General features: G+C 63.3%; 23 protein-coding genes. 15 read left to right on the top strand and 8 right to left on the bottom strand.

Annotated features, from left to right (window positions below; genetic code table 11):
• A partial coding sequence (locus tag BP38_RS0116445) for a hypothetical protein (RefSeq protein WP_026988621.1) occupies positions 1 to 3,003 on the bottom strand: 3,003 nt, incomplete at its 3' end.
• A gap of 562 nt (positions 3,004 to 3,565) precedes the next feature.
• On the opposite strand from BP38_RS0116445, the gene BP38_RS0116440 reads away from it, so the two are divergent.
• The 10 genes from BP38_RS0116440 to phnN all read left to right on the top strand — a co-directional run bounded on the left by BP38_RS0116440 (position 3,566) and on the right by phnN (position 11,881).
• Positions 3,566 to 4,015 carry a YbaY family lipoprotein gene (locus BP38_RS0116440; protein WP_026988620.1) on the top strand — a complete coding sequence of 150 codons (450 nt, stop codon included), beginning with the start codon at positions 3,566 to 3,568 and terminating at the stop codon, positions 4,013 to 4,015.
• A 164-nt stretch (positions 4,016 to 4,179) separates the two neighbouring features.
• Positions 4,180 to 5,334, top strand: coding sequence for a hypothetical protein (locus tag BP38_RS21950; RefSeq protein ID WP_051609475.1), 1,155 nt, complete (start codon positions 4,180 to 4,182; stop codon positions 5,332 to 5,334).
• Between the two features lie 135 nt (positions 5,335 to 5,469).
• A complete protein-coding gene (gene phnG / locus BP38_RS0116430) occupies positions 5,470 to 5,988 on the top strand; it encodes a phosphonate C-P lyase system protein PhnG (protein WP_051609474.1) in 519 nt (172 codons plus the stop codon).
• Positions 5,985 to 6,596: a phosphonate C-P lyase system protein PhnH gene (gene phnH / locus BP38_RS0116425; RefSeq protein ID WP_035725640.1), complete on the top strand. Its 612-nt coding sequence runs from the start codon at positions 5,985 to 5,987 to the stop codon at positions 6,594 to 6,596. Before phnG ends, phnH begins: the two co-directional genes overlap by 4 nt.
• Positions 6,597 to 6,600: 4 nt before the next feature.
• The gene (locus BP38_RS0116420) at positions 6,601 to 7,722 is read left to right on the top strand and encodes a carbon-phosphorus lyase complex subunit (RefSeq protein ID WP_026988617.1); all 1,122 of its coding nucleotides are present in this window, start codon (positions 6,601 to 6,603) and stop codon (positions 7,720 to 7,722) included.
• A gap of 8 nt (positions 7,723 to 7,730) precedes the next feature.
• Positions 7,731 to 8,660 carry an alpha-D-ribose 1-methylphosphonate 5-phosphate C-P-lyase PhnJ gene (locus BP38_RS21185; RefSeq protein ID WP_281174428.1) on the top strand — a complete coding sequence of 310 codons (930 nt, stop codon included), beginning with the start codon at positions 7,731 to 7,733 and terminating at the stop codon, positions 8,658 to 8,660.
• Positions 8,660 to 9,445 (top strand): phosphonate C-P lyase system protein PhnK, encoded by a 786-nt coding sequence (phnK, locus tag BP38_RS0116410; protein WP_035725638.1) that lies wholly within the window; start codon positions 8,660 to 8,662, stop codon positions 9,443 to 9,445. The genes BP38_RS21185 and phnK overlap by 1 nt, the downstream gene beginning before the upstream one ends.
• Positions 9,446 to 9,454: 9 nt before the next feature.
• Positions 9,455 to 10,153 (top strand): phosphonate C-P lyase system protein PhnL, encoded by a 699-nt coding sequence (gene phnL / locus BP38_RS0116405; RefSeq protein ID WP_026988615.1) that lies wholly within the window; start codon positions 9,455 to 9,457, stop codon positions 10,151 to 10,153.
• Complete coding sequence (locus tag BP38_RS0116400; RefSeq protein WP_026988614.1) at positions 10,150 to 11,292, top strand: alpha-D-ribose 1-methylphosphonate 5-triphosphate diphosphatase; 1,143 nt, start codon at positions 10,150 to 10,152, stop codon at positions 11,290 to 11,292. The genes phnL and BP38_RS0116400 overlap by 4 nt, the downstream gene beginning before the upstream one ends.
• On the top strand, positions 11,285 to 11,881 hold the full coding sequence (gene phnN / locus BP38_RS21180; protein WP_245602439.1) for a phosphonate metabolism protein/1,5-bisphosphokinase (PRPP-forming) PhnN: 597 nt from the start codon (positions 11,285 to 11,287) through the stop codon (positions 11,879 to 11,881). Before BP38_RS0116400 ends, phnN begins: the two co-directional genes overlap by 8 nt.
• On the opposite strand, the gene BP38_RS0116390 is transcribed toward phnN, so the two are convergent.
• Both BP38_RS0116390 and BP38_RS0116385 read right to left on the bottom strand, forming a co-directional pair.
• Positions 11,871 to 12,428 carry a phosphonate degradation HD-domain oxygenase gene (locus tag BP38_RS0116390; protein ID WP_026988613.1) on the bottom strand — a complete coding sequence of 186 codons (558 nt, stop codon included), beginning with the start codon at positions 12,426 to 12,428 and terminating at the stop codon, positions 11,871 to 11,873. The two genes, phnN and BP38_RS0116390, sit on opposite strands and share 11 nt — an antisense overlap.
• A 30-nt stretch (positions 12,429 to 12,458) precedes the next feature.
• Entirely contained in the window at positions 12,459 to 13,160 is a 702-nt protein-coding gene (locus BP38_RS0116385) for a DUF1045 domain-containing protein (protein WP_026988612.1), read from the bottom strand.
• Between the two features lie 146 nt (positions 13,161 to 13,306).
• On the opposite strand from BP38_RS0116385, the gene phnF reads away from it, so the two are divergent.
• The 4 genes from phnF (at position 13,307) to BP38_RS0116365 (ending at position 19,362) form a co-directional block, all read left to right on the top strand.
• Entirely contained in the window at positions 13,307 to 14,023 is a 717-nt protein-coding gene (phnF, locus tag BP38_RS21175) for a phosphonate metabolism transcriptional regulator PhnF (RefSeq protein WP_035725636.1), read from the top strand.
• Between the two features lie 180 nt (positions 14,024 to 14,203).
• Positions 14,204 to 16,699, top strand: a complete 2,496-nt coding sequence (locus BP38_RS0116375; protein ID WP_081816745.1) for a DUF3772 domain-containing protein — start codon at positions 14,204 to 14,206, stop codon at positions 16,697 to 16,699.
• A gap of 273 nt (positions 16,700 to 16,972) precedes the next feature.
• The gene (locus BP38_RS21170; RefSeq protein ID WP_155992482.1) at positions 16,973 to 18,940 is read left to right on the top strand and encodes a TonB-dependent receptor domain-containing protein; all 1,968 of its coding nucleotides are present in this window, start codon (positions 16,973 to 16,975) and stop codon (positions 18,938 to 18,940) included.
• An 89-nt stretch (positions 18,941 to 19,029) separates the two neighbouring features.
• On the top strand, positions 19,030 to 19,362 hold the full coding sequence (locus tag BP38_RS0116365) for a TraR/DksA family transcriptional regulator (protein ID WP_026988610.1): 333 nt from the start codon (positions 19,030 to 19,032) through the stop codon (positions 19,360 to 19,362).
• Positions 19,363 to 19,395: 33 nt separating this feature from the next.
• Here the strand turns inward: BP38_RS0116365 and BP38_RS0116360 are convergent, their stop codons facing one another.
• From BP38_RS0116360 to BP38_RS0116340, 5 genes are all read right to left on the bottom strand, one after another.
• Positions 19,396 to 20,115: an ABC transporter ATP-binding protein gene (locus BP38_RS0116360; protein WP_026988609.1), complete on the bottom strand. Its 720-nt coding sequence runs from the start codon at positions 20,113 to 20,115 to the stop codon at positions 19,396 to 19,398.
• Positions 20,112 to 20,828, bottom strand: a complete 717-nt coding sequence (locus tag BP38_RS0116355; RefSeq protein WP_026988608.1) for an ABC transporter ATP-binding protein — start codon at positions 20,826 to 20,828, stop codon at positions 20,112 to 20,114. Before BP38_RS0116355 ends, BP38_RS0116360 begins: the two co-directional genes overlap by 4 nt.
• The gene (locus BP38_RS0116350; RefSeq protein ID WP_026988607.1) at positions 20,806 to 21,759 is read right to left on the bottom strand and encodes a branched-chain amino acid ABC transporter permease; all 954 of its coding nucleotides are present in this window, start codon (positions 21,757 to 21,759) and stop codon (positions 20,806 to 20,808) included. The genes BP38_RS0116355 and BP38_RS0116350 overlap by 23 nt, the downstream gene beginning before the upstream one ends.
• Positions 21,756 to 22,640 carry a branched-chain amino acid ABC transporter permease gene (locus BP38_RS0116345; RefSeq protein WP_026988606.1) on the bottom strand — a complete coding sequence of 295 codons (885 nt, stop codon included), beginning with the start codon at positions 22,638 to 22,640 and terminating at the stop codon, positions 21,756 to 21,758. Before BP38_RS0116345 ends, BP38_RS0116350 begins: the two co-directional genes overlap by 4 nt.
• A 119-nt stretch (positions 22,641 to 22,759) precedes the next feature.
• Positions 22,760 to 23,950, bottom strand: coding sequence for an ABC transporter substrate-binding protein (locus BP38_RS0116340; RefSeq protein WP_026988605.1), 1,191 nt, complete (start codon positions 23,948 to 23,950; stop codon positions 22,760 to 22,762).
• A 153-nt stretch (positions 23,951 to 24,103) separates the two neighbouring features.
• Here BP38_RS0116340 and BP38_RS21165 point away from each other — a divergent pair, with 153 nt between their 5' ends.
• On the top strand, positions 24,104 to 25,528 hold the full coding sequence (locus BP38_RS21165) for an amidase (RefSeq protein WP_035725656.1): 1,425 nt from the start codon (positions 24,104 to 24,106) through the stop codon (positions 25,526 to 25,528).
• Positions 25,529 to 25,575 lie beyond the last annotated feature (47 nt).

The raw sequence follows: 25,575 nt of genomic DNA, 5'->3' as shown, positions 1-25,575 counted from the left end.
CGGGCCCGGGACGGAGTTCTCGTGCAGCGTCAAGGTCAGGCTGCCGTCCTCGCCCTGGGTTGCGACAAAGTCATAGTCCTTGCCGTCGTCGCCCTGGTCGGTGAGCGTAACGATCACCTCGCCTTCGCCGGCCTCGGCCTGCCACTCGGAGAACAGCTTGGTCTCACCGCCCTGGGTGATCTGCCAGTTCTCGTAGGTGCCCTCGCCGTTCTCGAACGGTGCAGCAACCTTCAGCTGCGTGATGCCCTCGGAGCCATCGGCATCCTGAGTCTGGGCCGTGTACTTCAGCGGAATGACCAGGTTCGTCTCGTCACCGTCAAAGCCATGCTCGCCAGAAGAGGACTCACCATCCTCGGCCAGGACAATGGTGCCATCCTCAGCAATTTCACAAAGACCCTCAGCCTCGGAATAATCACCAAAGCCAGTCGCCGCAGGGCCAGCAACGCCCCCGATCCCGAAATCGATCGAGGTGTAGGTCGTCTGGCTGGGCAGGGCGACCGCATCCGGGTTGGTCGGATCGGTTTCCGTGGTGGTGACGCTGATGTCGGCGCGGAAGTCGTCACTGCTGTCGATGGGCAGCTCGATACCGATCTCACCGGTCACATTCAGGTTCTGGCCAGGAACGGCATTCTCGCCGAAATCAATTGTGAGATTGCCGTTGCCATCAAGGCTGACGGTGCCCTCCACGCCATCGATCGTGAGCGTCTGGCCATCCGTAAGGTCATTGCCATCCGCATCCACGAAATGCGTGCCATCGGCAGCACCGTTCAGGCTAACCGTGAACTGGGTCACGCTTTCAGAACCGTCCTGGTCGATCAGGTCGGCCGTGAAGTGCATGGGAATCTGCAGGGGCGTTTCGGTGGAATCCTCGCCATGATCCTGGGCAAGCACCTCTCCATCCTCGGCGAAGGAAATGCCATAGGGGGAAGATCCGTAGTAGCCGGGCCCCTCGACAAAAGCGGCCTGGGGTCCGTCGCCATTGCCCCATTCGCAAACGCCATGAGCGCTACAGTTGCCCTCGAGCTCACGATAGGAGTCGAGGGTGACCGTGATCTTCGCGCCATCGGCCACCGCGCGAATCTCTACGTTGTAGACCTCTTCCGAGGTCGCTTCGTTGTTCTCGAAGGTCAGTTCCTCGTCGCCAACGGGCAGGTTGTCGGCGCGCAACTCGCGTGAGGTCGAGGCGACGTTGAATTGCAGGTCATTGTCGGCGTGCTGCGGCAGGGTGACTTCGAAATTACTGAAATTGATTTCCTGGACACGGAGGCCCTCGAGAGGCTCACCGCCTTCGCCTTCGACCCGGAAGTCGGTGAAGACCAGTTGGCCATTCTCGTCCAGGGTGGCAGTTGCCTGGATCTCGCCAGACTGAAGACCAGTTGCTTCGCTCCAGTACTGTCCCAAGAGGGTAACCTCGAGACCGCCCTCCGAGAGGGACTCCGAGTCCAGACGCTGATCGCCTATGGAGGCATAGAAGTTCTGCCCGGTTTCCTCGTCATACTGGCCGAACTGCGGCAGCCCGCTTGCGACTTCCGTGTTGTTATCGGGGTGCTCGCTCAGCCCGAGCGTCGCCCGGATCAGGCCTTCCGAAGGCTCATCGCGGCCGATTGCCAAGTCTTGATCGGTAATAGCCGTGGAGAAAGGCAGCCCGTAAGTCGGCTCGTAGCTATGGGTCCAACCCTGATAGCAAGGTCCATCCTGACCCGGGAACTCCCTCGGGAAGTCACCTTCAACATCCTGTAGCTGCGGTGGCAGGGGCTCTTCCGGACCGTAAATCGGCGGGTAATAACCCTCACTACCCTCGCCACCTTCAAGAGAATGGTCTTCGTTGAAGTAAAAGGTGTCTCCGTCAAGATTGGAGCCTTCACCGCCAGCATCGATCTCCGGCAAATCCGCCACAGCATCCAGCACCACCGGAACGTCACCAGAAATGGTGATGGTCTCGCCTAACGCCTCGGCATCCAGGGAAACGTTCAGCGTGAAGTCGACATCGCTGTCTTCGGGCGCCAGGAAGAAGATGTTGTTGCCTTCCAGATAGGCCTCGCTGACGTCGCTCAGCGTGAAGGTTTCGGTGCCATCCTCGAAGTCGAAGCGCTGAATGGTGCCACCATCCACGTAGAAGAGGTAGGAACCGGCCGGGGCGCCCGAGATCTCGAGCGGGCCAAAGTCTACATCGACGCTGTCGGGTTCGGCCGAGATGTCAAACACCAGGTTGCCCGGGAAGAGAAAATCCTCACCGGGCTCGCCAAGCGAATTGAAGGGCGTATAGTCGGGATCGTTACGCAGGCTTTCATACATCTGTGTATCAAAGTCGGTGTCGCCATCCGAGAAGCCACTGCTTCCGCCCGTGTCCTGGCTTTCGGCCTGGATGGGCTGCCAATCCTCAAAGAGGCCCAAACCAACGACGCCATCGATATCCGTCTGCACCGCAACGGAAACGCCAAGGTCCACGTCGCCTCCAAAGCCCCCTGTGGGCTCCACCTCCAGCGGGGTCTGAAGTACATCCCGAGGGCCCAGCAGGCCACTGATGCCGATGCCGTCGTCGATGCTGCCGGCATCCGTCGGCGCGAAACGATCGCCACCGCCAGCGCCCACTGCGCCTGGGCCAGCTTCCGGGCCGGCTGCGGGTTCGATCTGTTCGCCTGTCACCTCAGCCACGGCCAGGACCAGCTGGTCGATGTCGATGCCCGCATCCTGCAGAGCCGCCACCACCGCCGGATCCTGCAGGTCGATGCCGTCCTCGACGTCGAAGCCCTGTTCGGCCAGAACCGCCAGCGCCTGAGAGATCAGCTCCTGCGGATTGTCCGGTGCACCATCAACTGTGTCACCCTGGGTCTCGTCCCCGCTGTTTTCCGGTTCGTTCTGCGCCAACTGCGCGACGGACTCGCTGGCCACGGCCTCACTGGATTGCGGCGTGCCGCTGTCCTGGTTTTCCGTCGTGGACGCCTCCTGCCCCTCCTGGGCGGCGGTGGCGTTGCGGGTATCTTCATTGATGCGATCGACCATTGTTCGGTTCCTTCCAAACAGGATGACATTCGGCGCTTCGCTTGGACTTGGGGCGAATATCCGAAAATTGTCACTAGAATGCTGCATAAATTCACGGATCACTGCGCCGTGGTCAAATAGAAAGAAATGGTTAACGACATATCATGATATGATTCTGCTTTTGATTGAACGACTTTGGAGGTTGTTTCTCTGTTGGAACAGGGGTCTGCCGCCGCAAATCGTAAATTCTTTAAGTTAATGCAGAAGGTTAACGCTTATTCCATATCTTATATGGGGCTTCGTGTACTGCGTGTCAGGTCAATTCGCCGAACTGCGACAGACTATGTTCCAGGCACAGGGCAACCAGTGATGTGCCCTCCCTGACCCTTGCTGCTGCCCCTCAAGACAGGCAGTCCTGTGACAAGGGCTGGACGCCTGCCGCAGAAAAATCACTTTTTCCAGCTGTGACCTTGCGTCAGCTTTTGCGACACCATATTGCACCGTTCGAATCACGACTCGCACCTGTCCGGGCCCGGCCCTACTCCGGCCCCAGTCACCTGTTCCCGGAGGAACCCGATCCGCCATGCCATCCGGCACAGCCTTCCGCCACGCGTCTTTCCACCTTTCGCCCATGCGGCTCCTGCCCCTTCTGCTGGCCCTGCTGCTGACGGGCTGTGGCCTGTTGCCCTCCGGCACATCGCCCGGCGGGCCGCTGAAGGGCGAGATCACAACATCCGACGGCGCCGCCCTGCCCCCGAACAGCGAACTGGAGGTCTTCCTTCAGGAGGAGACCGAGTCCGATATCATCGGCCCCATCGTCGCCCACGAACAGCGCGCGATATCCGGCCGCCCGCCCTGGTCCTTCCAGCTAAAGCGCGACAAACCGCTGCAGGCCCAGCGCCTGCACGTGCTGCGCGCGCGCATCCTGCAGGACGGGCGGATCCTGTACGAAAAGGTGGCTGCCGTCCCGGTGATGACTCTGGGCCATCCCACCGAAGTGCAACTCGAGCTGCAACGCCGGCCTTCCGAATAACATCCTCCGAATAATACCCCCGAATGACAGCTTCCCGTTGTCGGCATTTTACCTGCTGCTAACCGAACGGTAAGGTTTCGGGCGCCAGAATGGCGTTTCCGATCCGGGCACCGGCCCGCCAGAACGGCGGCAGGGCATCCAGACAGGCGCAATGCTGACAGGATATGCAGGACAAATCCCGCCCGGCCCGCCGCCCCCTGAGGCAGGCTGGCCACAGGACCAGACAGGCTTTCGGCCGCTTCAGGCAGCTGCCCCACGACCTGCGCACCAGCCTGGTGCAGCTGTCGCTGGCGCTGGCAGGCACGCCGATCCTGCTGCTGTTCGTGCTGGCCTGGGCGCCGATCTCCCATGACGCCCTGCCGCCTGAAGAGCGACCGGGACGCCTGGTCCTGACCCAGCCCCTGCCGCCCACACTGGTCAGCGGCGACGAACTGACACACGCCCTGCAGGTACAGACCCGGGCTCTCGCGATGGCCCCCACGGTGACCCGGGCGATCGCGGCCAGCCTGCCGCAGACGCCGGCGCCAGAGCGGGTCGAACGCCTGGAAAGCGAACTGATGCCGGCGGTTTTGCCGCCGCACCTGATCGACCCCCCGTCCATCCCGCGTGCCCGCCGTTTCCGGGAACAGCCGAACAGGCTGGCGACCCTGCCGGCCCCGCAAGGGGGCTGGACTCATCGCCTGTCCTTCCCGGGGCCGACCGGCCGCCGGCCGCCCATCGCACCACCCTTGCCAGCAGAAAAGCCGGCCACAGGGCGCATCCTGCCCCTGCAAACCGCCGCAATTGCCACCGCCGACCTGCCTGCGGACAGCAGCTTGGCGATCGCGCGGCGCACACGGCGCGCCCTACAGAAAGCTGAGGCAGATCACGGCCTGCCTGACGGTCTCTTGCTGGCCCTGGCCATGGTGGAAAGCGGCACCAACGTCGCGGGGCAGCGGCACCCCTGGCCCTGGTCGCTGAACAGCAACGGGCGCGGCTGGCGCTTTGCCAGCCGGGCGGACGCGCTGGCCGGGCTGGAGCGACTGCTGCTGGCCGGCTATGCCTCGGTGGATCTGGGCGCCCTGCAGGTGAACCTCTATTGGCATGGCGAGGACGTCGGCGAGTTCGTCCACGGCCTGGACCCGGAACGCAACGCCCGTATCTCGGCGCGCTTCCTGACGGAACTCCACCGCCAGTTCGGCAGTTGGGAAAAGGCCGTGCGCCACTATCACTCCTACAACCCCGTGCACCAGCAACGCTACCTCTGCCGCGTCAGCCAGGAACTCCAGAACCTGGGCCGGAATCCCGGCGCGCTTTTCGCGAAGACCACCTGCGGATAGCAATCGGGGCAAAGCCCGGCACAGCGGCTCTTTTCCAAGCGCCTGTCATCAAAGAATCACACTTTCCTGTTTGACTGATGGACAGAGTCAGGCTTTATATTCATATAGTCGTCTAGACGTATTTGGAGAGAGGTCATGCCCAGTGTGAACCGGCCCACTTCAACCCGGGAAGACGTGCGGGCCCGACGCGCCCGCCAGCGCTGGATGGGAATCCTGGCCCGCGCCTCGACCGAGGAACTGGAACGCAGCCTGCCCGATCCCCTGCCGGAGGGCGGCTACAGCCTGCTGCGTCGACCCGAGACCGGCAGCGTCATGCTCCGCGGGCGCGCCGGGGGAACGGGCGAGCGTTTCAACCTGGGCGAAGCGACGCTGACCCGCTGTACTCTGCGCCTGCCCGACGGCACCACAGGCTTCGGCTACGTCATGGGACGCAACCCGCGCCATGCCGAGTTGGCGGCCCTGTTCGACGCCCTGCTGCAGTTGTCCGAGCGCCGCGAACACCTGATGGAGCGCGTGATCGAACCGCTGGCCCGGCAGCAGGAGGAACGCCGACAGGCGATCACCGCCCGGGCCGCAACCAGCAAGGTGGATTTCTTCACCATGGTCCGTGAATCGGGCCTTGGGGAATCGGGCCTTGGGGAGTCGGGTGCATGAGCACATCCCGCAGCCACGCCCAGGACATACTGCCCGGCTTTGTGGACGAGGTCTTCGACGCCCAGGCCTGTTTTCGGCTCTGCCTGGAGGCTTTCTCCTTCCCCGCACGGATCCTGGAGTTGCCCGTCGATCTGAGCCCGCCCGCACCGATGAACCCGGCTGCGGCGGCCTGCCTGCTGACCCTGGCCGACATGGACACGCCGGTCTGGCTGGACCATGCCGCGGCGGAAACTTCGGCGGTCGCCGACTTCCTGAGGTTCCATCGCGGCGTCCGCATGACCGCCGCGCCGCGCGAATGCCACTTTGCCCTGGTCTGCGATGCCGGCCATCTGCCGGCACCGGAGCGCTTCGCCCTGGGCAGCGACGAGTATCCCGAGGCCAGCAGCACTGTCCTGGTACAGGTCGAAGACTTCGACATTGATGCGGGGCCTCTGTGGCACGGACCGGGCCTCAGGGAGCCCGTCCGGCTCTGGCCCCGAGACCTGCCCGAGACCTTCCTGGAAGAGCGCCGGGCCATGAGCGAACTGTTCCCGCGCGGGGTGGACTATCTGTTCACCTGCGGGCGCCGGCTGGCCGCCCTGCCCCGCACCACACGGCTGGAGGACTGATCCCATGTACGTTGCCGTCAAGGGAGGTGAACAGGCCATCGAGGCCTCGCTGCGGCTGCTGGACGCCGAACGCCGCGGCGATCCGGAGGTCCCGGAGCTGTCCCTGGAACAGATCAAGCAGCAGATGACGCTGGCCGTCGACCGGGTGATGAGCGAGGGCGCGCTGTTCGACCGCGAGCTGGCGGCGCTCGCCATCAAGCAGGCGCGCGGTGACCTGATCGAGGCGATCTTCCTGCTGCGCGCCTATCGCACCACGCTGCCGCGCTTGGCGGTCTCTGCACCGCTGGACACCAGCCGCATGACGCTGAAGCGGCGCATCTCGGCCATCTTCAAGGACGTGCCGGGCGGCCAGGTGCTGGGCCCCACTTTCGACTACAGCCACCGCCTGCTGGATTTCTCCCTGGCGGAGCTGGCCCGCGACGAGACGCCGATAGAGGAAGAACTGCCGCCGGCCGAGCCACTGCCGGATACAATGCCGCGCCTAGTGGACATCCTGAACCAGGACGGCCTGATCGAGCAGGATTTTCCCGACGACACGCAGCGCCCGGTCGGCGACCTGACCCGCGAACCCCTGCCACTGCCCGCCGGGCGCGACATCCGCCTGCAGAACTTGGCGCGCGGCGACGAGGGCTTCCTGCTGGCGCTGGGCTATTCCAGCCAGCGCGGCTACGGCCACGTCCATCCCTTCGCCGGCGAGATCCGCCACGGCTATGTCGCCGTGGAGATCGTCCCCGAAGAGCTCGGCTTTGCGGTCGAGATCGGCGAGGTCGACGTCACGGAATGCCACATGGTCACCCAGTTCACAGGTAGCGCGGAGGCCCCGCCCCAGTTCACCAACGGCTATGGTCTGACCTACGGCCAGGGTGAGCGCAAGGCCATGGCGATGGCGCTGGTGGACCGCAGCCTGCGCGCCGAAGAGCTGGGTGAGGAAACAACCAGCCCGGCCCAGGACCAGGAATTCGTGCTCTCGCACAGCGACAACGTGGAGGCCTCGGGCTTCCTGCAGCACCTGAAGCTACCGCACTACGTGGACTTCCAGAGCGAGCTGGCCCTGGTGCGCCGCCTGCGCGAGGAGCACGACAAGGCCCGCACCAAGGACCGTGACCAGCAGGACGCTGCGGAATAGGAAAGAAGATGATGGCAGACGGCACAGCAGAGACAGCCCGGCCCGACAGCGGCTACAACTTCGCCTACCTGGACGAGCAGACCAAGCGGATGATCCGCCGCGCCATCCTGAAGGCACTCGCCATCCCGGGACACCAGGTGCCCTTCGGCAGCCGCGAGATGCCGCTACCCTATGGTTGGGGCACCGGCGGCATCCAGGTCACCGCCTCGGTCCTGGGTCCCGACGACAGGCTCAAGGTGATCGACCAGGGGGCGGACGACACGACCAACGCCGTCAACATCCGACGTTTCTTCGCGCGCACCGCGAACGTGGCCACCACCGAGCGCACGCAGGAGGCCAGCCTGATCCAGACCCGCCACCGCATTCCGGAAACGCAGCTGCAGGAGGGGCAGATCCTGGTCTACCAGGTGCCGATCCCGGAGCCCCTGCGCTGGCTGGAGCCCCGCGAGAGCGAGACGCGCAAGATGCACGCGCTGTCCGAATACGGCATCATGCACGTGCGCCTCTATGAGGACATCGCCCAGTGGGGCCGTATCGCCAACAGCTATGACTATCCGGTGCAGGTGAACGGCCGCTACATCGCACGCCCCTCGCCGATCCCCAAGTTCGACAATCCCAAGATGGACATGAACCCGGCCATCCAGCTGTTCGGCGCCGGCCGGGAAAAGCGCATCTATGCCATCCCGCCCTATACCAAGGTGAAGAGCCTGGACTTCGAGGACCACCCCTTCGACGTGGAAACCTGGGACGAGCCCTGCGCTCTTTGCAGCGCCCGGAACAGCTACCTGGACGAGATCGTGACCGACGACAGGGGCACGCGCATGTTCGTCTGCTCCGACAGCGACTACTGCGGGCAGCGCCGGGACGCCGGCCATCGCGGCCACCAGGCCCCGCCGGCGGGACTGTTGGGTCAGACAGGCGGGAAGGAAAACCGATAATGCAGGATGGCCAACAGGCTCCGCTCCTGAAAGCGGAGGGCATCACCCACAACTTCGGCGCGCTGCGCGCCTGCGACGACATCTCACTGGAGGTCTTTCCAGGAGAGGTCCTCTGTATCGCCGGGGAATCGGGCTCGGGCAAGACCACCCTGCTGAAGGTCCTCTCGGGCCGCCTGGCACCCAGCGCAGGGCGGGTGACCTGCCGCAGCGACGATGGGCTGGCGCACGACCTCTATGCCCTGGACGAGTCCGCGCGGCGCCAGCTGATGCGCAGCCAGTGGGGCATCGTCGAGCAGAACCCGCGCGACGGCCTGCGCATGGGCGTCAGCGCCGGGGCCAACGTCGGTGAGCGCCTGATGGCCCTGGGACAGCGCAACTACGGCGGACTGCGCGCCACGGCACTGGACTGGCTGGGCAAGGTGGAGATCGATGGGGAGCGGGTCGACGACCTGCCGCAGACCTTCTCCGGCGGCATGCAGCAGCGCCTGCAGATCGCCCGCAACCTGGTGACCGGACCGCGCCTGGTGTTCATGGACGAGCCAACAGGCGGCCTGGACGTCTCGGTTCAGGCGCGCCTGTTGGACCTGCTGGGCGGGCTGGTCGCGCAACTGGACCTGGCCGCGATCATCGTGACCCACGACCTGGCTGTCGCCCGCCTGCTGGCGCACCGCCTGGTTATCATGCGTCACGGCGAGATCGTAGAGGCCGGGCTGACGGACCAGCTGCTCGACGATCCGCAGCACGCCTATACCCAACTGCTCGTCTCTTCGGTCCTGCAAGCCTGAGGAAATCCGATGACCGTCATGATCCACAGCGAGGGCCTTTCCAAGACCTTCACCCTGCACAACCAGGGGGGCAAGTCCCTGCCCGTGCTCAACGGCGTGGACTTCGCCGCCGAAGCCGGCGAATGCGTCGCCCTCCATGGCCCTTCCGGCTCCGGCAAGAGCAGCCTGATGCGCTGTCTCTACGCCAACTACAAACCCACCGCCGGCCGCGTGCTGGTGCGCCACGACGGGACGGAGGTGGACATCACGAACGCCCATCCGGGCCGCATCGTCGAGGTGCGGCGCCACAGCCTGACTTTCGTCACCCAGTTCCTGCGCGTCATCCCGCGCGTGGCAACCCTGGACATCGTGGCCGAACCACTGATTCAGACCGGCACACCGGAGGAGAGCGCCCGCACCCGCGCCGCCGAACTGCTGGAGCGCCTGCGCATACCCCAGGCGCTTTGGGAGTTGGCGCCCGCCACCTTCTCCGGCGGTGAGCAGCAGCGCGTCAACATCGCCCGCGGCTTCGCCCTGCCCCGGCCGATCCTGCTGCTGGACGAACCCACGGCTTCCCTGGACGAGGCCAACCGCGATACCGTGATCGAATTGATCCTGGAGGCACGAGCCGCCGGCGCCGCCGTCGTCGGCATCTTCCACGACGCGGAGGTCCGCGGCCGCGTGGCCGACCGCCTGTTCTCCCTCAGTGCACAGAAGGCAGCCGCATGAACGAGACCATTCTCACCAACGCGAAGATCGTGACCGAAGACGAGGTCTTCGAGGGTTCGTTGAGCCTGCGCGACGGCCGGATCGCCGCGTTGGACCGTGGCCCCAGCCGGGCGCCCGGGGCCGAGGACCTGGAGGGTGACTACCTGATCCCGGGCCTGGTGGAGCTTCATACCGACAGCCTGGAGAAGCACATGGTGCCCCGGCCCGGCACCCGCTGGCCCACCCTGCCGGCCATCACCGCCCACGACGCCCAGATCACCGCCTCGGGCATCACAACCGTCTTCGATGCCATCGCCCTGGGCGACGTGAAGGAAGACAGCCAGCGCCTGGAATTGCTGCAGGATACCCTATCCGGCCTGGAGGCGGCGCGCCGGGACGGCCTGTTCAAGGCCGATCATTACCTGCACCTGCGCTGCGAGGTCAGCTATCCCGGTCTCGTCGAGATGACCGAGCATAGCTTCGAGCACGCACTGCTGCGCCTGGTTTCGGTCATGGATCACACGCCGGGCCAGCGACAGTTCGTACGCCTGGACAAGTACGCCGAGTACTATCAGGGCAAGTACGGGCTCAACGACACGGAACTGCAGGACTTCATCGCCCGGCGCAAGGCCGACCAGGAACGCCACAGCGAGGGCAACCGCCGACACGTCGTCGCCCTGGCACAGACGCGCGGCATCCCGCTGGCCAGCCACGACGACGCTACCGGCGCCCATGTCGACGAAGCCGCGCGAGACGGCATGGTGATCGCCGAGTTCCCCACCACCCGGGAGGCTGCCGAAGCCTCGCGGCAGGCCGGGCTGTCCGTGATGATGGGCGGACCCAACCTGGTGCGCGGCGGCTCGCATTCCGGCAATATCTCTGCGCGCGAGCTGGCCGATGGCGGCATGCTGGACATCATCTCCAGCGACTATGTCCCCTCCAGCCTGTTGCAGGGTGCCTTCATGCTCAGCGACGGAGACAACGCGCTCAGCCTGCCCGAGGCCATCGCCAAGGTCAGCGCCATCCCGGCGCACAGGGTTGGCCTGGATGACCGCGGCGTCATCGCGCCCGGCAAGCGGGCCGACCTCGTGCGCGTACAGGTTCGCAAAGGCCTGCAGCGGCCGCTGGCCGTCTGGCGCGAGGGGCAGCGCGTTGGCTGACAGCCCGCCAGTGACCGGCGGCACGCTGGTTCTGGTGGCCGGTCCCAGCGGCGCCGGAAAAGACAGCTTGATCGAAGCCGCCCGGCAACAGCTTCCGGCCTCGCGTTTCGTCTTTCCGCAGCGTGTCATCACCCGGCAGGACGACAGCAGTGCGGAAATCAGCAACTATGTGACGCCGGAGGTCTTCGGCCGCCTGCGGGCTTCTGACGCCTTCGCCCTGCACTGGCGGGCGCACGGCCATCACTACGGCATTCTTCGCAGCATCGAGACCGAGCTGGCGCAGGGACACCACGTGGTGGTGAACGTCTCTCGCAGCGTCATCGAACAGGCGCGCCGTCAGTATCCCCGCCTGCAGGTTTGCCTCGTCACCGCCAGCCGGGCAGTGCTGCGCCAACGGCTGGCAGAGCGCGGACGCGAGATGGACGCGGACATAGACCGCCGCCTGGAGCGCAGTCTGTTTGGAATGCCCGATGGGCCCGACGTGGTGGAGATCGTCAACGATGGCGCCCTGCAGGATGCCATCGACCGCTTCATCGCCGAGCTGGCAAAGCTAGACACGCCCGAAGCCCAGCATCGGCTCAGCAGCTGACCAAGCCCCGCAGCAGAGGCCGGTAGTGCTCGAGGTCAGGGGTCCGCCGCCCCACCTCCTTGGCGCGGTCGTCCCAGCGTCGCAAACTGACCGCATCGCCGCCATGACGGCTCTCTATGAAACGCTGCGCCCTTTCCTTGGGGAAGATACCGCCCTGGAGCTCGAGACTGGTCCTCGATGCCTCGGACAATCCCGACCAGTACTGCGGATCGACGGCACAGAGATACTGCTTGGCCGCCACATGCAGCTTGACCGGTCCGGAAACATCGCTGCTGAAGCGTCGATCGAGCCAGATGCCCCCGAGGCTCTCGTGGCGGTCATCGACCCCGCGCGCCGCCGGATAACGGCCAAGGTCATGGAGCAGATGGCCGATGTCATGCAGCAGACTTGCCCCGATCAGGGCATCGCTCGCGCCCTCGTCTTCGGCAAGCTGCGCAGACTGCAAGGCATGCTCCAGCTGGCTGATCGCTTCGTCGGAATAGCGGCTGTCCCCGCCCTGCCCATAGATCGCAATGATCTCGTCGACGATCCGTTCATCTTGCGTCATGATGCTCCCTCTTCCTCCTGATCCGCCCGCTCATGCCTGAGTTTCAGAAAGCGGCAGGCGCGCGATCTCCACGAAGGGCTCTCGCGCATTCCACTGCCGCATCAGGCTGAGAGCATCGAAGGCCAGGGGCTGGGCAAGGACCGGCTGCAACGCCCCTGCCAAGACTGGCTCGACGCGCGCATGCTCCTCCTCGTCCAGGGTGCGGGTCAGCGTCATGTGGAAGCGGAACTCGTCGAAAACGTAGGGATAACCCCAGCGCTGGAGCAGCTCCTCCTGTCGGTCGCTCAGGCCCGCCGCGCGCCGGCGCGCCAGGTCCTCGGGGTGCGGTTCGGCGCGAAAGGCGTCCAGCTGCCTCACGCAGGCACCGGCGATGTCGTCCAGGCGGGGCTCGGGGACCTCGGGAACCAGTGCCAGGAAATCGCCCAGGCGCGAAAGCCTGAGGCGGGGCATTGGAAAGACCTGGAACTGCTGTGCCAGTGCGGCGGCCGCCGCGTGCAGCGCCGATGGATCACCGTTTCCAACCAGACGGAACGGCGGCTTGAGGGTGGCATGGAAGCCGTAAACGCGCGGCGTGCCGGTCAGGTCCTCCAGATCATCCCTGTCCAGCCCGAAAGCCTCCGCCGCGCACGGAATCTCGCCGTCATGGGGATCGTATCCTAGCCATTGCCCGCCGAAGCGCCGCAAGGCGCTGCCATTGGGCGGGGTAAAATAGACGGCATAACGTTCACTCATCAGCTCTTTCCCTATCCATCAGGGCTTGCCAGCCCGGGCCGGGTTGTTCAAACAACAGTCCTGCGACTCGCAGGAAAGACGGTACTCTATATGGCTGCAGACATGCCGGACGCAGACGCTCCCCGGCACCGAGACGGACCCATCGCATGAACCGAGGCAACGGTGTCGCCCTGTGGCGACAGATACAGCAGAAACTCCAGGAGGATATTGCCCGCGGCATCTACAAGCCGGGCGAACGCCTGCCCAATGAAGCCGAACTGGCGGAACGCTTCAAGGTGAACCGCCACACCCTGCGCCGGGCCGTGGGCGCCCTTCAGGAAAGCGGCGCCGTGCGCGTGGAACAGGGGCGCGGCACCTATGTCCAGGAACAGATGGTGGATTACCCCGTCGGCCGGCGCACGCGCTTTACCGAGAACATCCTGCGCCTGCAGCGCCATCCGGGCGGACATACCCTGCGCGCGCTCTCCCTGCCTGCCGAGGCCGAGGTCGCCCGCGGCCTGTCCATCCGTGCCGGCACGCCGGTCTTCCTGATCGAACGCGTGGGCGTGGTGGATGACAAGCCCGTCAGCATCGCTGCCCACTACTTCTCGCAGGCACGGCTTCCGCGGATGCTGGAGGAGTATGAGAAGACGGACTCGATCACGAAGGCCCTGGCGGCCCAGGGGGTCGAGGATTACTTCCGCAAGAACAGCCGGATCGGTGCTGCGCTGCCGGCCGACGACGAAGCCCGGCACCTTCAGCAACCACGCAACCAACCGGTCCTGACGGTGGAAAGCATCAACGTGGACGCCAGGGGCAAGCCCATCGAGTACAGCCTGACCCGCTTTTCCGCGCTGCGCGTGAACCTGTTCGTGGAACTGTAAAGACGTCATGCCCGAACCTGTCCGAAAACCCGGGCAGATCTTCTACAGCAGTTTCGTGACCTATTGATGAAAGCCGCCTGCCCTCGTGCGCATATCGGGCAGACGGCAACGAGTTGTATTTCATGGAAAAAGCGCCCTGTTTCTGACAAAGATGGGCACTACCTCTTGGCCATTGCCTGAATGAAAGCCGAACGGACCGCAATGCGTACAGGCCTGCTCCTTCCTTTCCTTTTGACGCTGCTGCTTTCCTTGGCTGCATCAGCCCAGGGTCCTGGAGGCGAACCCTCGTTCGACAACCAGTTCAACAGGTGGGAAAGCGTCCTGCAGGAGGCCGAGCGGAAACTGCGCCAGCAGGGCGACATCTCACCCCAGGAAGAAGAAGCGCTGAAGGGCAAGCTGCGCGAGATCCAGTCGGAATCCGAAACCCGGCAGAAGGAAGCCGAAAGCCGGCTGTCCCCGCTGGAAGACCAGTTGGAAAGCCTGGGCGAGCCCCCTGGCGAGGATGCACCTCCGGAAAACCCGGAAATCCAGCAGACGCGGGAAGACCTGAACGAACGCAGCAGCACCATCCGCGCCCGCGTGCGGCAGGCGGCTCTGGTCCGTGTGCGCTCCAACGAATTCCTTCAGGACATCGCCAGCCGCGAGCGACAGCGCCTGCAGGAGGAGGTGCTGACCCGCACGCCCGCGCCCATCTGGCCCAGCGTCTGGCAGCAGGCGGCGCAGGATGCGGTGGCTTTCCTTGGCCAGATAACGGCCGCCCCCGTTGAATGGGCCGAGGAAACTGCCAAGTTCGGGACGCAAGGCCTCCTGCCCTATCTCTACCTCTTCGGGATTCCGACCCTGGCCTTCCTGGTCGCCTGGCCCATCCGCTATTGGCTGACCCGGCGCTTCGGCCGCGATCCGGAAGAAGAGGATCCGGGCTATTCGCGCCGGATCGTGGCCACCGTGTCCGATGGCGTGGCCCGGGCCATCTTCCCGGCGCTGGCCATCTCGATTGCCATCACCATCCTCTACCTGCAGCAGGTCCTGACCGGCTATTTCGCAACGCTGCTCTATATCCTGGCGGCCGCCGTCACCGGCTTCATCCTGGTGACCGGCATGGCGCGGGCTGCGCTATCCCCCCGGCGGCCGGCCTGGCGCATCATGCCGGTCACGGCCTTGGGAGCCCAGGTCCTCTACAATCGCATCTTCCTGGTTGCCGCGATCTTCTCCGCCACAGCAGCCCTGCAGACCGCCGCCATCGAGGCCGAAGCCTTTACGCCCGCTCTGCGCTCCAGCTTCGTCCTGTTGGACAATACGGTGATTGCCATCCTGCTGCTCTCGCTGACGCCCAACCGTTACTGGACCAACCCCGAGGAAGGATTCGGTTCATCCAGCTGGAATGCGGGCCGCTTCCTGCTGATCATGATCGTCTCCGCCACGCCCTTCCTGGCGCTGGCGGGCTACAGCCGGCTGGCGGAATTCCTGCAGACCCGCATCATCGTGACCGGGGTACTAGTCGGCTTCCTGCTGCTGCTGCGCCTGGTCTTCCGCGAGGCACTGGCGCACCTTCTCAGGCTGGCGCATCGCAGGCGTTCCGATGAACCCGAGGATGAAACCCGACACCAGCTGACGCTGTTCTGGGGCGGGCTGGTGATCGACGTCCTGCTGATCCTGCCGACGCTCTATCTCCTGCTGCTTGTCTACGGCGTGCCGTCCACCATCGTGACGCTCTGGGCCGAACAGCTGCTGACCGGATTCAAGCTTGGCGAAGTCACCATCTCGCTTGTCGACATCCTCTTTGCCATCCTGGTCCTGACCCTCGGTCTTTTTGCTTCGGGCCTGGTCCGCCGCTGGCTGTCGGAAAAGATGCTGCCGAACACCTACCTGGATTACGGGATTCGAAACTCCATCTCAGCCGGCATCAGCTACATAGGCGTGATCGTAGCCCTGATCCTGGCCATCGCGACCCTGGGCATCAGCCTGTCGAACCTGGCCCTGGTGGCCGGCGCCCTGTCGGTCGGAATCGGCTTTGGCCTGCGCACCGTGGTGGAGAACTTCGTGGCCGGCCTGCTGCTGTTGATCGAACGGCCCATCAAGGTGGGCGACTGGGTGGTGGTGGGCCCCAACGAAGGCATGGTGCGCCACATCTCGGTGCGCTCCACGGAAATCGAGACCTTCGATCGCTCCGCGGTCATCGTGCCCAACTCGGATCTGATCGCCTCGCCGGTCACCAACTGGACCCACAAGAACCGCATCGCGCGCATCATCATTCCGCTACGCATCTACTACGGTGAGGACACCCGGAAGGTCCAGCAGCTACTGCTCGACAGCACCAAAGATATTGACGATATCCTGGCGTTTCCCGAACCTTACGTCCTCTTCAACGCCTTTGGCGAATCGGCTCTCGAATTCGAACTGCGCTGCTATATCCGGGAAACCGATCGCTACCTGGACGTAAAGACGGATTTGCACTTCGCCATCGACGATAGCTTCCGCGAAAACGGCATCCAGATGCCCTTCCCGCAACAGGACATCTACCTGCACCGTTCAGGCACGGATCCGCGGCAGGGACCACCGCAGAAGCCAGCAGAGGTGAGCCAGGAAGACAGCAATCGTAAGCAACAGGGCAACCAGCATCGTGGCGAGATATCCACCGAAGCCGATGGTCCCGACCGCGACGGCGATGGGGAATGAACCACCTGGTGTCCCAAGTGGGTCCGGCCGCTAAATCCCTGTCGGTCAGCCATGCGCGTGACGCAGCCCTGTTGCCCTTTTATTAAGAGTCAGTTGCATTTGCACCAATAGAGCCGTTATAGCTCCCCGCACAGCCTATCGCTGCAGATGGCAGGGGACATCAGCCACAGCGTAATCTCGATCCCGCCGTGCTCATGAAAGCGGGTCAGGGACAGGGGTGGATTCTGTTCAGCTTCCCTGCAATCGGCAGTCACACCTAGAGGGGAAGTTTCATTGATTGAGAAAGCGACTTATCCGCATTTGCGACTCACTGTTCTCCGGGCCCTCCTGCCCGCGCTGGCGTTCCTGCCTACCGCCATGATCCCGCTGGCCCAGGCGCAGGAGACGGACAGCGAGGCGACCCTGGAGCCCATCGTTGTCACGGCCACCCGCTCGGAACAGAACATCTCGGATGCCCCGGCCTCGATCAGCGTGGTGACGGGCGAGGAGCTGAAGACCGCCCCGGTCGGTGACGTCAGCGATGCCGTGCGTCACCTGCCCGGGATCAGCCTGACTGCTGGCAGCCAGGGTCGAAGGGAAGTCAGCATTCGCGGCATGGATTCCAGCTACACCCTGATCCTGCTGGATGGAAAGCGGGTGAATTCCCGCGAGGCTGTGTTCCGCCACAACGATTATGACCTCGGACTGTTGCCGGTGGAGGCCATTGAGCGCATCGAGGTGGTTCGCGGCGGCATGTCCTCCCTCTATGGCTCGGATGCCCTGGGCGGTGTCATCAACATCATTACCAAACCGGACGCCCAGGAATGGCGCGGCAGCATTGATACCCAGATCCAGAGCCCGTTGGAAGGAGACGGAGGACAGGAGTATCGCAGCAGCCTCTACCTGAGCGGTCCGATTGTTCCTGGAAAGCTTGGGCTTACAGTACTTGGTGGCCTGAGCAAGAGGGAAATCTGGAAAGCCTACGACAACGAAACCATTTCCGGCACGGACATCAACCGGAAGAACCTGACAACTCTGGAAGGACGGCAGGACCATAGTGGTCGTGTACGTCTGACCTGGACTCCCGATGAAGAAAATACTGTGGAGGCAGAATACGGGCGCAGCTATCAACGCCGCCATGGAAAGTTCTATTTCAACAGCTATGACGAGATGGATTCCACAGTGATCCGTGATGATGCATCCTTCACACATCGCGGTGATTGGGATTGGGGGCAAAGTGAACTGCGCGCCTACTGGGAACGCAGCGAACCGACCAGCGGTGAGGACAAGCTGGTTCAGAACAACTACACTCTTGAAGGCAATATCTCTGCTCCCTGGGGCAGGCACTACTTCACTATTGGCGGTGAAGCACGCTGGGTCGACCTTGAAGCACCCGGAGAATTCGATAGCGGCGGAGCAAGCACACACCAGCAGGCCGTCTACCTGCAGGACGATATCATGATCACCGAAAAACTATCCCTCCTGCTAGGCGCGCGCCTGGACAACAACAAGTATTTCGGAACGCATCTGACACCCCGTGGGTACCTGGTTTACAGGCCAATGGATGCCCTTACTTTGAAGGGAGGAATCAGTACCGGCTTCAAGGCCCCAACACTCAGACAGCTCAGTCAGGACTCGGTTGTTACAAGCTGCAGGGGCGCCTGTACCATTGAAGGCAATCCAGACCTTGAGCCTGAGACAAGCACGAATTATGAGTTGTCGATTGCATACGACAAACCTGCTTGGGGTACATCCCTGACAGTCTTTCAGAATGACGTGGACGACCTGATCGACATACCGCGTCAAGGCGACGGTGGCACTTACCATCCCATCAATATCGAAGAAGCCCGCATCCGGGGCATCGAGGTGACCGCCAACCACGACATCTTCGACTTCGGCCGCGTCACGGCGAACTACACCTTCCTGGATGCGCGCAATCGGGAAACCGACAAGCTGCTTTCCAACCGCCCGCGCCACACGATCAATGGACGCTTCGACTGGTTCATCAACGACCGGACCACGGCCTTTATGCGTGGCGAATACACCGGCCAGCAGCGCACCTATGATCGCAGCGGCAAGGGCGATGACATTCCGGGCTATGCCCTCTTTGACATCGGCATCAACCACCGCTTCACCGACAGTTTCGAGCTGCGCGGTGGTGTCACCAACATCTTCGACACGCGCACCGACGATCCCGACGATGATTATACCTTCAACGAACGTGGACGTACGGTCTTTCTGGGCGCCAACCTGACCTTCTGAAGACAGGCGCGTACCCGCGACGAACAGGCCCCGCCAGCATCCGCCTGGCGGGGCTTTTCCTTGCCGCCGGGCTGGGCTAGCCTGCCAGCATGATTGAAGTGGAAGACTATCATCAGCGCCTGTTGCAGGAGCGTGAAGACTTGCGGCAGCAAGCCGAAAGCACCAGCGCCGACCGGCGACCCGTGGAACTGGATCAGCAATCTGTGGGCCGGCTGTCGCGCATGGACGCCATGCAGGTCCAGGCCATGGCCAAGGCCTCGGAACAGCGCCGCCAAAACCGCCTGCGCAAGATCGACGCCGCCCTCAAGCGCATCGAGGAGGATGAGTTCGGTTATTGCGTGGCCTGTGGTGAGGAGATCGCGCCCAAACGCCTGGAACTGGACCCCACGGTCCCGCGCTGCATCGACTGTGCGGAAGCGTGAAGTCGCCACCCAGGGAACCATCTACTGCTTGGTTCAGAGCCCCAGATAGGCCTTCTTGATCATGGGGTCGCCCTCCAGATCCCTGGAGGGTCCGTCCAGGACCTGCTTGCCGTTTTCCAGGACATAGGCCCGATCGCTGACGGCCAGCACCTGCTTCACGTTCTGCTCGACCAGCAGGATGGGCAGGCCCGTCTGGGACACACGCCTGATTGAGGCCATGACTTCCTTCACCAGGATAGGCGAGAGGCCCAAGCTGGGCTCGTCCATGATCAGCATCTTCGGCCGCAGCATCAGGGCTCTGGCAATTGCCACCATCTGCTGCTGGCCGCCGGACAGCTCGCCGGCAGGCGAACGCGCGTACTTGGCCAGGTCCGGGAACAGCTCATGGACTTGCGCAAGGCTTTCCTCACGCCTGGCCCGCGCCTCCGGCAGATAGGCGCCCAGCATCAGGTTCTCGTGAACCGACATGTTGGGAAACAACTGACGCCCCATGGGCACATGCGCCAGGCCGCGCATGGCCATCTGGTGCGGCTTGGCACCGGAGACCTCTTTGCCATCGAAGAGGATCTGGCCACTCCAGGGCCGGATCATGCCCGAAATGGCGCGCAGGACCGTGGATTTCCCACTGCCATTGCCACCGACAAGGCCCACCAGTTCGCCTTCTGCGACTTGCAGGGAGAAATCGAAGACGACCTTCAGGCTGCCATAGCCTAGGTCAACATGCGCGACAGTGAGGATGGGCTGCGACATCATTCCGTTCCCAGATAGGCTTCGATGACCTGCGTGTTGCTGGTGACCTCCTGAGGCGTGCCCTCGGCGATCTTCTGGCCGCTCGCAAGCACGATGACGTGGTCGGACAGCTCGATGATGGCTTCCATGATGTGCTCCACCATCAGGATGGCCAGCCCCTCCTGGCTGAGCCTGCGGACAAGGCCGATCATCTCGCGCAAGGCGGGCGGGTTGAGCCCGGCCATGACCTCGTCCAGGAACAGGACCCTGGGCTGGATCGCCAGGGCCTTGGCAAGCTCAAGCCGGCGCCGGCGCGCAAGGTTCAGGTCCCCGGCCGGCTGGTCGTAGCGATCGTCCAGTTCAACACGTTTCAGCATCTCCATGGCCAGTTTCTCGGCGTCCTTGCGCCGGGGCTCCTTCAGAAAGGCGGAAACCAGCACATTCTCAAGCACCGTCAGTTCCTCGAAGGGGCGTTCGGTCTGGAACGTCCGTCCCATGCCTGCCTGGGCCCGCTTGTAAGGCGGCTCTGAGCTGACATCGCGATCGAAGAAGCGCACCTTGCCACTGTCCATCGGGACAAACCCGGTGACCGCATTGAAAAGCGTGGTCTTCCCGGCCCCGTTGGGGCCGATCAGGCCCAGGATCCCCTTTGGTTGCAGCGACAGGGAGACATTGTCCACCGCCACCACGCCGCCGAAGCGGACCGTAATCCCCTCAGCCTTGAGCGCGTCTGGCATAGAGCCTCCTTGTCAGGCGCCGGTTGAACTCGCCAATGATGCCGCTGGGCAGGAACAGAATGACCAGCAGGATCAGGATCCCGTAGATCAACAAGTTGGCCTCGGCAAAGCTGGTCCGGAAAATCTCGCCGGCTGAAACCAGGAGCACGGCACCAACCAGAGGCCCCCAGATGGTCCCCCGTCCACCAATGATGCCGGTAAGAGCAATCTGTACCGACAGCAGCAGATAGAACAGGATGTGCGGTTCCAGGAACGAGAGCATCATTCCATAGATTCCCCCGCCCACGGCCGTAAGAGACGCAGAAAGCATGAAGGCCTTCAATTTGGTGCGCGTGGGATCGATGCCAGCCGCCATGGCCGAGTTCTCATCCTCCCGCACGGCGCGCAGCTGATAGCCAAAGCGGCTGCGCGAGATCCAGATGATCGTGGCCATCACCCCGACGGCAAAAACGAGCGCCAGGTAGTACTGCGCCTCCCGCGCGAAAAGGTCGATCCCGAAAGGGGTGGGCATCCAGTCGATGAAGACACCCGTTGCGCCGCCTGTCAGCCAATCTTCGTTGATGGCAATCAGACGCAGGATCTCGGCAATGGCAATCGTCGAAAGGGTGAAGTAGGGACCATGCAGCTTGAAGGTCAACCTCCCCCAAGCCAGGGAAAGCAGTGCGGCAACCGCAATGGCCATGAGAATGGACCACCAGGGCGCCAGGGCGTATTCGGTTGCGCCAATGGCAACAAAATAGGCCCCGATCCCGACAAAGGAGGCATGGCCCAGGCTGACCTGCCCGGCCCAACCGCCCAGAATATCCCAGGCCGTTGCCCAGCCGGCGAACAGCAGAATCGTGACACCGACGGTCAAGGCACTGGGAAAGATCCAAGGATACACCAGGCCGGCAACCAGCAGGACAAGCAAACCAATCAGATGACGTATCATACGCGTTTCACCGAGCGTCCAAAGAGACCCTCCGGCTTGAACAGCAGGATGATCAGGAAGAAGAGCAGGCCATAGGCGTCACGATAGGCGGATGCGATATAGGCCGCGCCCATGACTTCGACCATACCCAGGACCAGACCGCCTGCAACGGCGGCGCCGACCCGTCCCAGGCCGCCGAGGACAATCACGACAAAGGCCTTCAGGGTCAATATGGGCCCCGTTGCGGTTGGCGTCGCAAACAGCAGGGGTATCAGGGCAACGCCGGCCGTCATGGCCAACATCATCCCCAGGCCGAAGACCGCCCCCTGAATGCGCCGTGTGTTGATGCCCACAAGCTCTGCTCCCAGGCGGTTTTCGGCCGTGGCCCGTATGGACCGTCCGAATTCCGTGTAATGCAGCAACAGGTAGAGGCCGCCGATCACCAGCGCCGTGACGCCACCGGCGATCAACAGGATGACCGATATCTTCACTTCACCAAGCGACAGGGCCATGGAGGCATAGTCCACATGGACCGATTTGGACTCCCCGCCGAAGATCAACAACAGAGCGTTGCCGATGATCAACGAAATGCCCAGCGTGGCCAACAGCGAGGTCTCGTGCGGCTTGTCCACGATTGGCGCCAGTACCACGCGTTCCAGGAGCACACCCATCAGGAAGCCGGCCGGCAGGGCCACCAGCAACGAGAAATAGGGGTCCCAACCGAGAATCATGTTGAAGACGAAGGCCGTGTACATGCCCATCACGACGAAATCGCCATGGGCGAAGTTGATCGTCCGCATCACACCGAAGATCAGCGTCAAACCAACGCCGATCATGGCATAGACACCGCCGATCAGCAGCCCGTTCGATAGATTCTGGAGCAGTGAAACCAGTTCAGCCATGCGCTGCGATTCCGGAAGGCAGGAAAATGCGGTGGGCAGACGCTTGACGTCATGCCGCCCACCGCATCTCAATAGGGCACACGATCCCTCCCGTCAGAGGGAAGAGGCCGTGCCGGTGGTTAGCGATCATCCCAGCTGGGATTCGGATAGGTCGGATCTTCGGCGGCCAGATCCTCCGGGAAAACCGTGACGTGCTCGCCATCCTGAATCTGCAGCATCAGGCTGCGGATCGGGTTCTGGTTCTTGAAGCCGTCGAAATCATCGAAGGCCACCGTGGTCACCGGTGTTTCCAGATCGGTTTCATCCAGGGCCTGGCGCACGGCATCGCGATCGAGCGAGTCCGCCCGGCGCAGGGCATCCGCCGCAACCATCAATGCGAGATAACCTTCCGCCTCATAGAAGGAAGGTTCCGAACCCGCGGCTTCGCGCAGCCGGTTGGTCAGATCCTCAATGCCCGGATACTGGACATCCTTGCTCCAGCTGACCACCGTGGCGACATAGTCTGCGGAATCGCCCACCTGCTCCACGAAGTTCGGCAGGGCGGCCGCCGTATCGATGGCAAGAACCTTGGTATCAAGGCCGACCTCACGCATCTGGCGGGTAATGGCCACGCCATCCTCTGCATAGGCAACGACGTAGAGGATATCGGGTTCCTCGGCACGGAAGTTGTTCAGGATGGGCCGGAAGTCGCTGGTGCCCTGGTCGTAGGCTTCATCTCCGACAATTTCGTATCCGCGCTCCTCGGCAAGCTCCTTGCCCGTTTCCGCCAGGGAAACCGGCCAGGCAGCATTGCCGTAAAGCATGGCAACGGTCTGAAGGTCATCCTCGCCGTGTTCTTCGCGCAGGTAGTCGAAGTAGTCGAAATAGGTACCGGCCACGATTGTCGAGTTGTGCTTGGCGCGGAACACCCAGTCCGATCCCGGCTTGGTGATCGAATTGTCTGCACTGCCAAGCACGATCAGCGGCATTTCCTGGCGCGTCATCAGCTGCGCCATTGGCCCGGTAATGGAGGAGGCATACGAGCCGATGATAAGGGGCACGCCCTCGTTCTCGAGGTCCTCGACAGCGGCCAGTGCGCTCTGTGCCTCGGAACGGTCGTCCTGGATCACCAGCTCGAGTTCCTCGCCGTTGATGCCGCCATTGGCATTGACCTCTTCAAGCGCCACTTCCATGCCGGTCAGGTAACGTTCGCCAAAGGTGGCGAAGTTGCCCGACAGACTGTTGACGACGCCAATCTCTACCTGTGCCGCCGCAGGCAGGGCAAATCCCATTAGCGGCGCAGCAATAGCTGCGGTCAGTATTCTTTTCATTGGATTGTCTCCCAGTTTCAATTCTTGTTTGGGCGCAAACGTCCCTGGACAAGGGACGCCCCATAATCGTTCAACTAGACTGCGCTTGAAAAAAGACAATCAGAGGGGCATGAGACTGTCAAGCTTCTGCCATACTGGATGAAAGGTTCCTCCATGACCAACTTGCCCGCCGACCCCATTGCGCCACTCGGCCTGGATGGCTTCGCGACAGCCTTCCGCAAGGGCGAGATGACCTCGGAAGCGGTAACCCGTGCCTACCTGGAACGTATTGCCACGTTGGACCCCCAACTCGGCTCCTATCAGTACATTGCCGCCGAACAGGCTCTGAAAACGGCCCAGGCCATGGACCAGCTGCGTGAAGCCGGGCTCGACTTGGGGCCGCTGATGGGTGTGCCCGTGGCAGTCAAGGACCTTCTGGTCGTTGACGGGATGCCAACGACAGGCGGTTCGAAGCTGGAGCTTCGGGACCTGATGGGCCAGGAGGAAGGACCCTTCGTACGCGCCCTGAGACAGGCGGGTTGCGTCATCCTGGGCAAGACCAAGATGGTTGAATTCGCGCTGGGAATTACAGGGGTCTCGGAAAGCCGCGGCACCCCCTGGAACCCCTGGGACCTGGAGACTCATCGCCTGCCAGGGGGCTCCAGTTCCGGTTCTGGCGTCGCGGCAGCTGCCGGCCTCTGCGCCTTTTCCATCGGTTCGGACACCGGCGGCTCCGTGCGGGTGCCGGCCGCACTCAACGGCCTGTTCGGACTGAAAACCACCTTCGGCCTCTGGTCCAACGACGGCAGCCTGGCCCTGGCGCCGCACCTGGATACCCTGGGTCTACTGACCCGGACGGCGCGCGATGCAGCCATCGCCTTTGCCGCCCTCAACCAGGCCATGGGCATGCCTGAGGAGGATCCGCGCTGCCAGATGGCACAGCCCGCACGCCTGCCGTCCCTTCTGTTCGGACGTCCGGAGAATTATTTCTTCGAAGACCTGGCGCCGGATGTGGCCGACGCCATGGACACGGCCCTGGACCAGTTGTCCCGCACGGGCGTGGCGCTGCAGGACATGACGCTGCCCGAAGCACCCGAGCGCGAGGATTATTTCCCCGTTTCCCTGCCGGTCAGCCTGCTGGCCAGTCTGGGACGCAAGCGGTTCCTGGACAACAAGCACTTGATCGATCCCGTCATTGCCGGGCGCATCGAAGGCGCGCTCGAGGTCAAGGCCATCGATCATGTTGCCCTGGAGAACCGTCGTGAGGAGAGTATAGTCAGCGCGCACGCGCGCTTCGACGGACTGGATGGCTGGATCAGTCCGACAACGGCATCAAAGGCCCTGCCGGTTACGGACCTGTCGGATCCCAAAACCGGACTGGCCTTCGCACTTTCCATGACGCGCAATACGCAGCCGGGCAACTACCTGGAACTCTGCGCCGCCACCATTCCGCTTCCGCGTCAGGACGGCGGCCTGCCCATCGGCTTCCAGGTTATGTGCCCGGCCGACAGCGAAGCGGACTTGCTGTCCATTTCACTGGCGCTTGAAGAAACGTTCGGTCCAGCCGCCCAGCCGGATATGGGCGAAGCGCAGGACTGAACGAAAAAACGGCGCCCCCGAGATCTTTGGCGGGCGCCGTTCCTTGC

The organism is Fodinicurvata fenggangensis DSM 21160 (assembly GCF_000686045.1).
Taxonomy (GTDB): domain Bacteria; phylum Pseudomonadota; class Alphaproteobacteria; order Kiloniellales; family DSM-21159; genus Fodinicurvata; species Fodinicurvata fenggangensis.
This window is presented reverse-complemented; position numbering and strand designations above follow the sequence as displayed.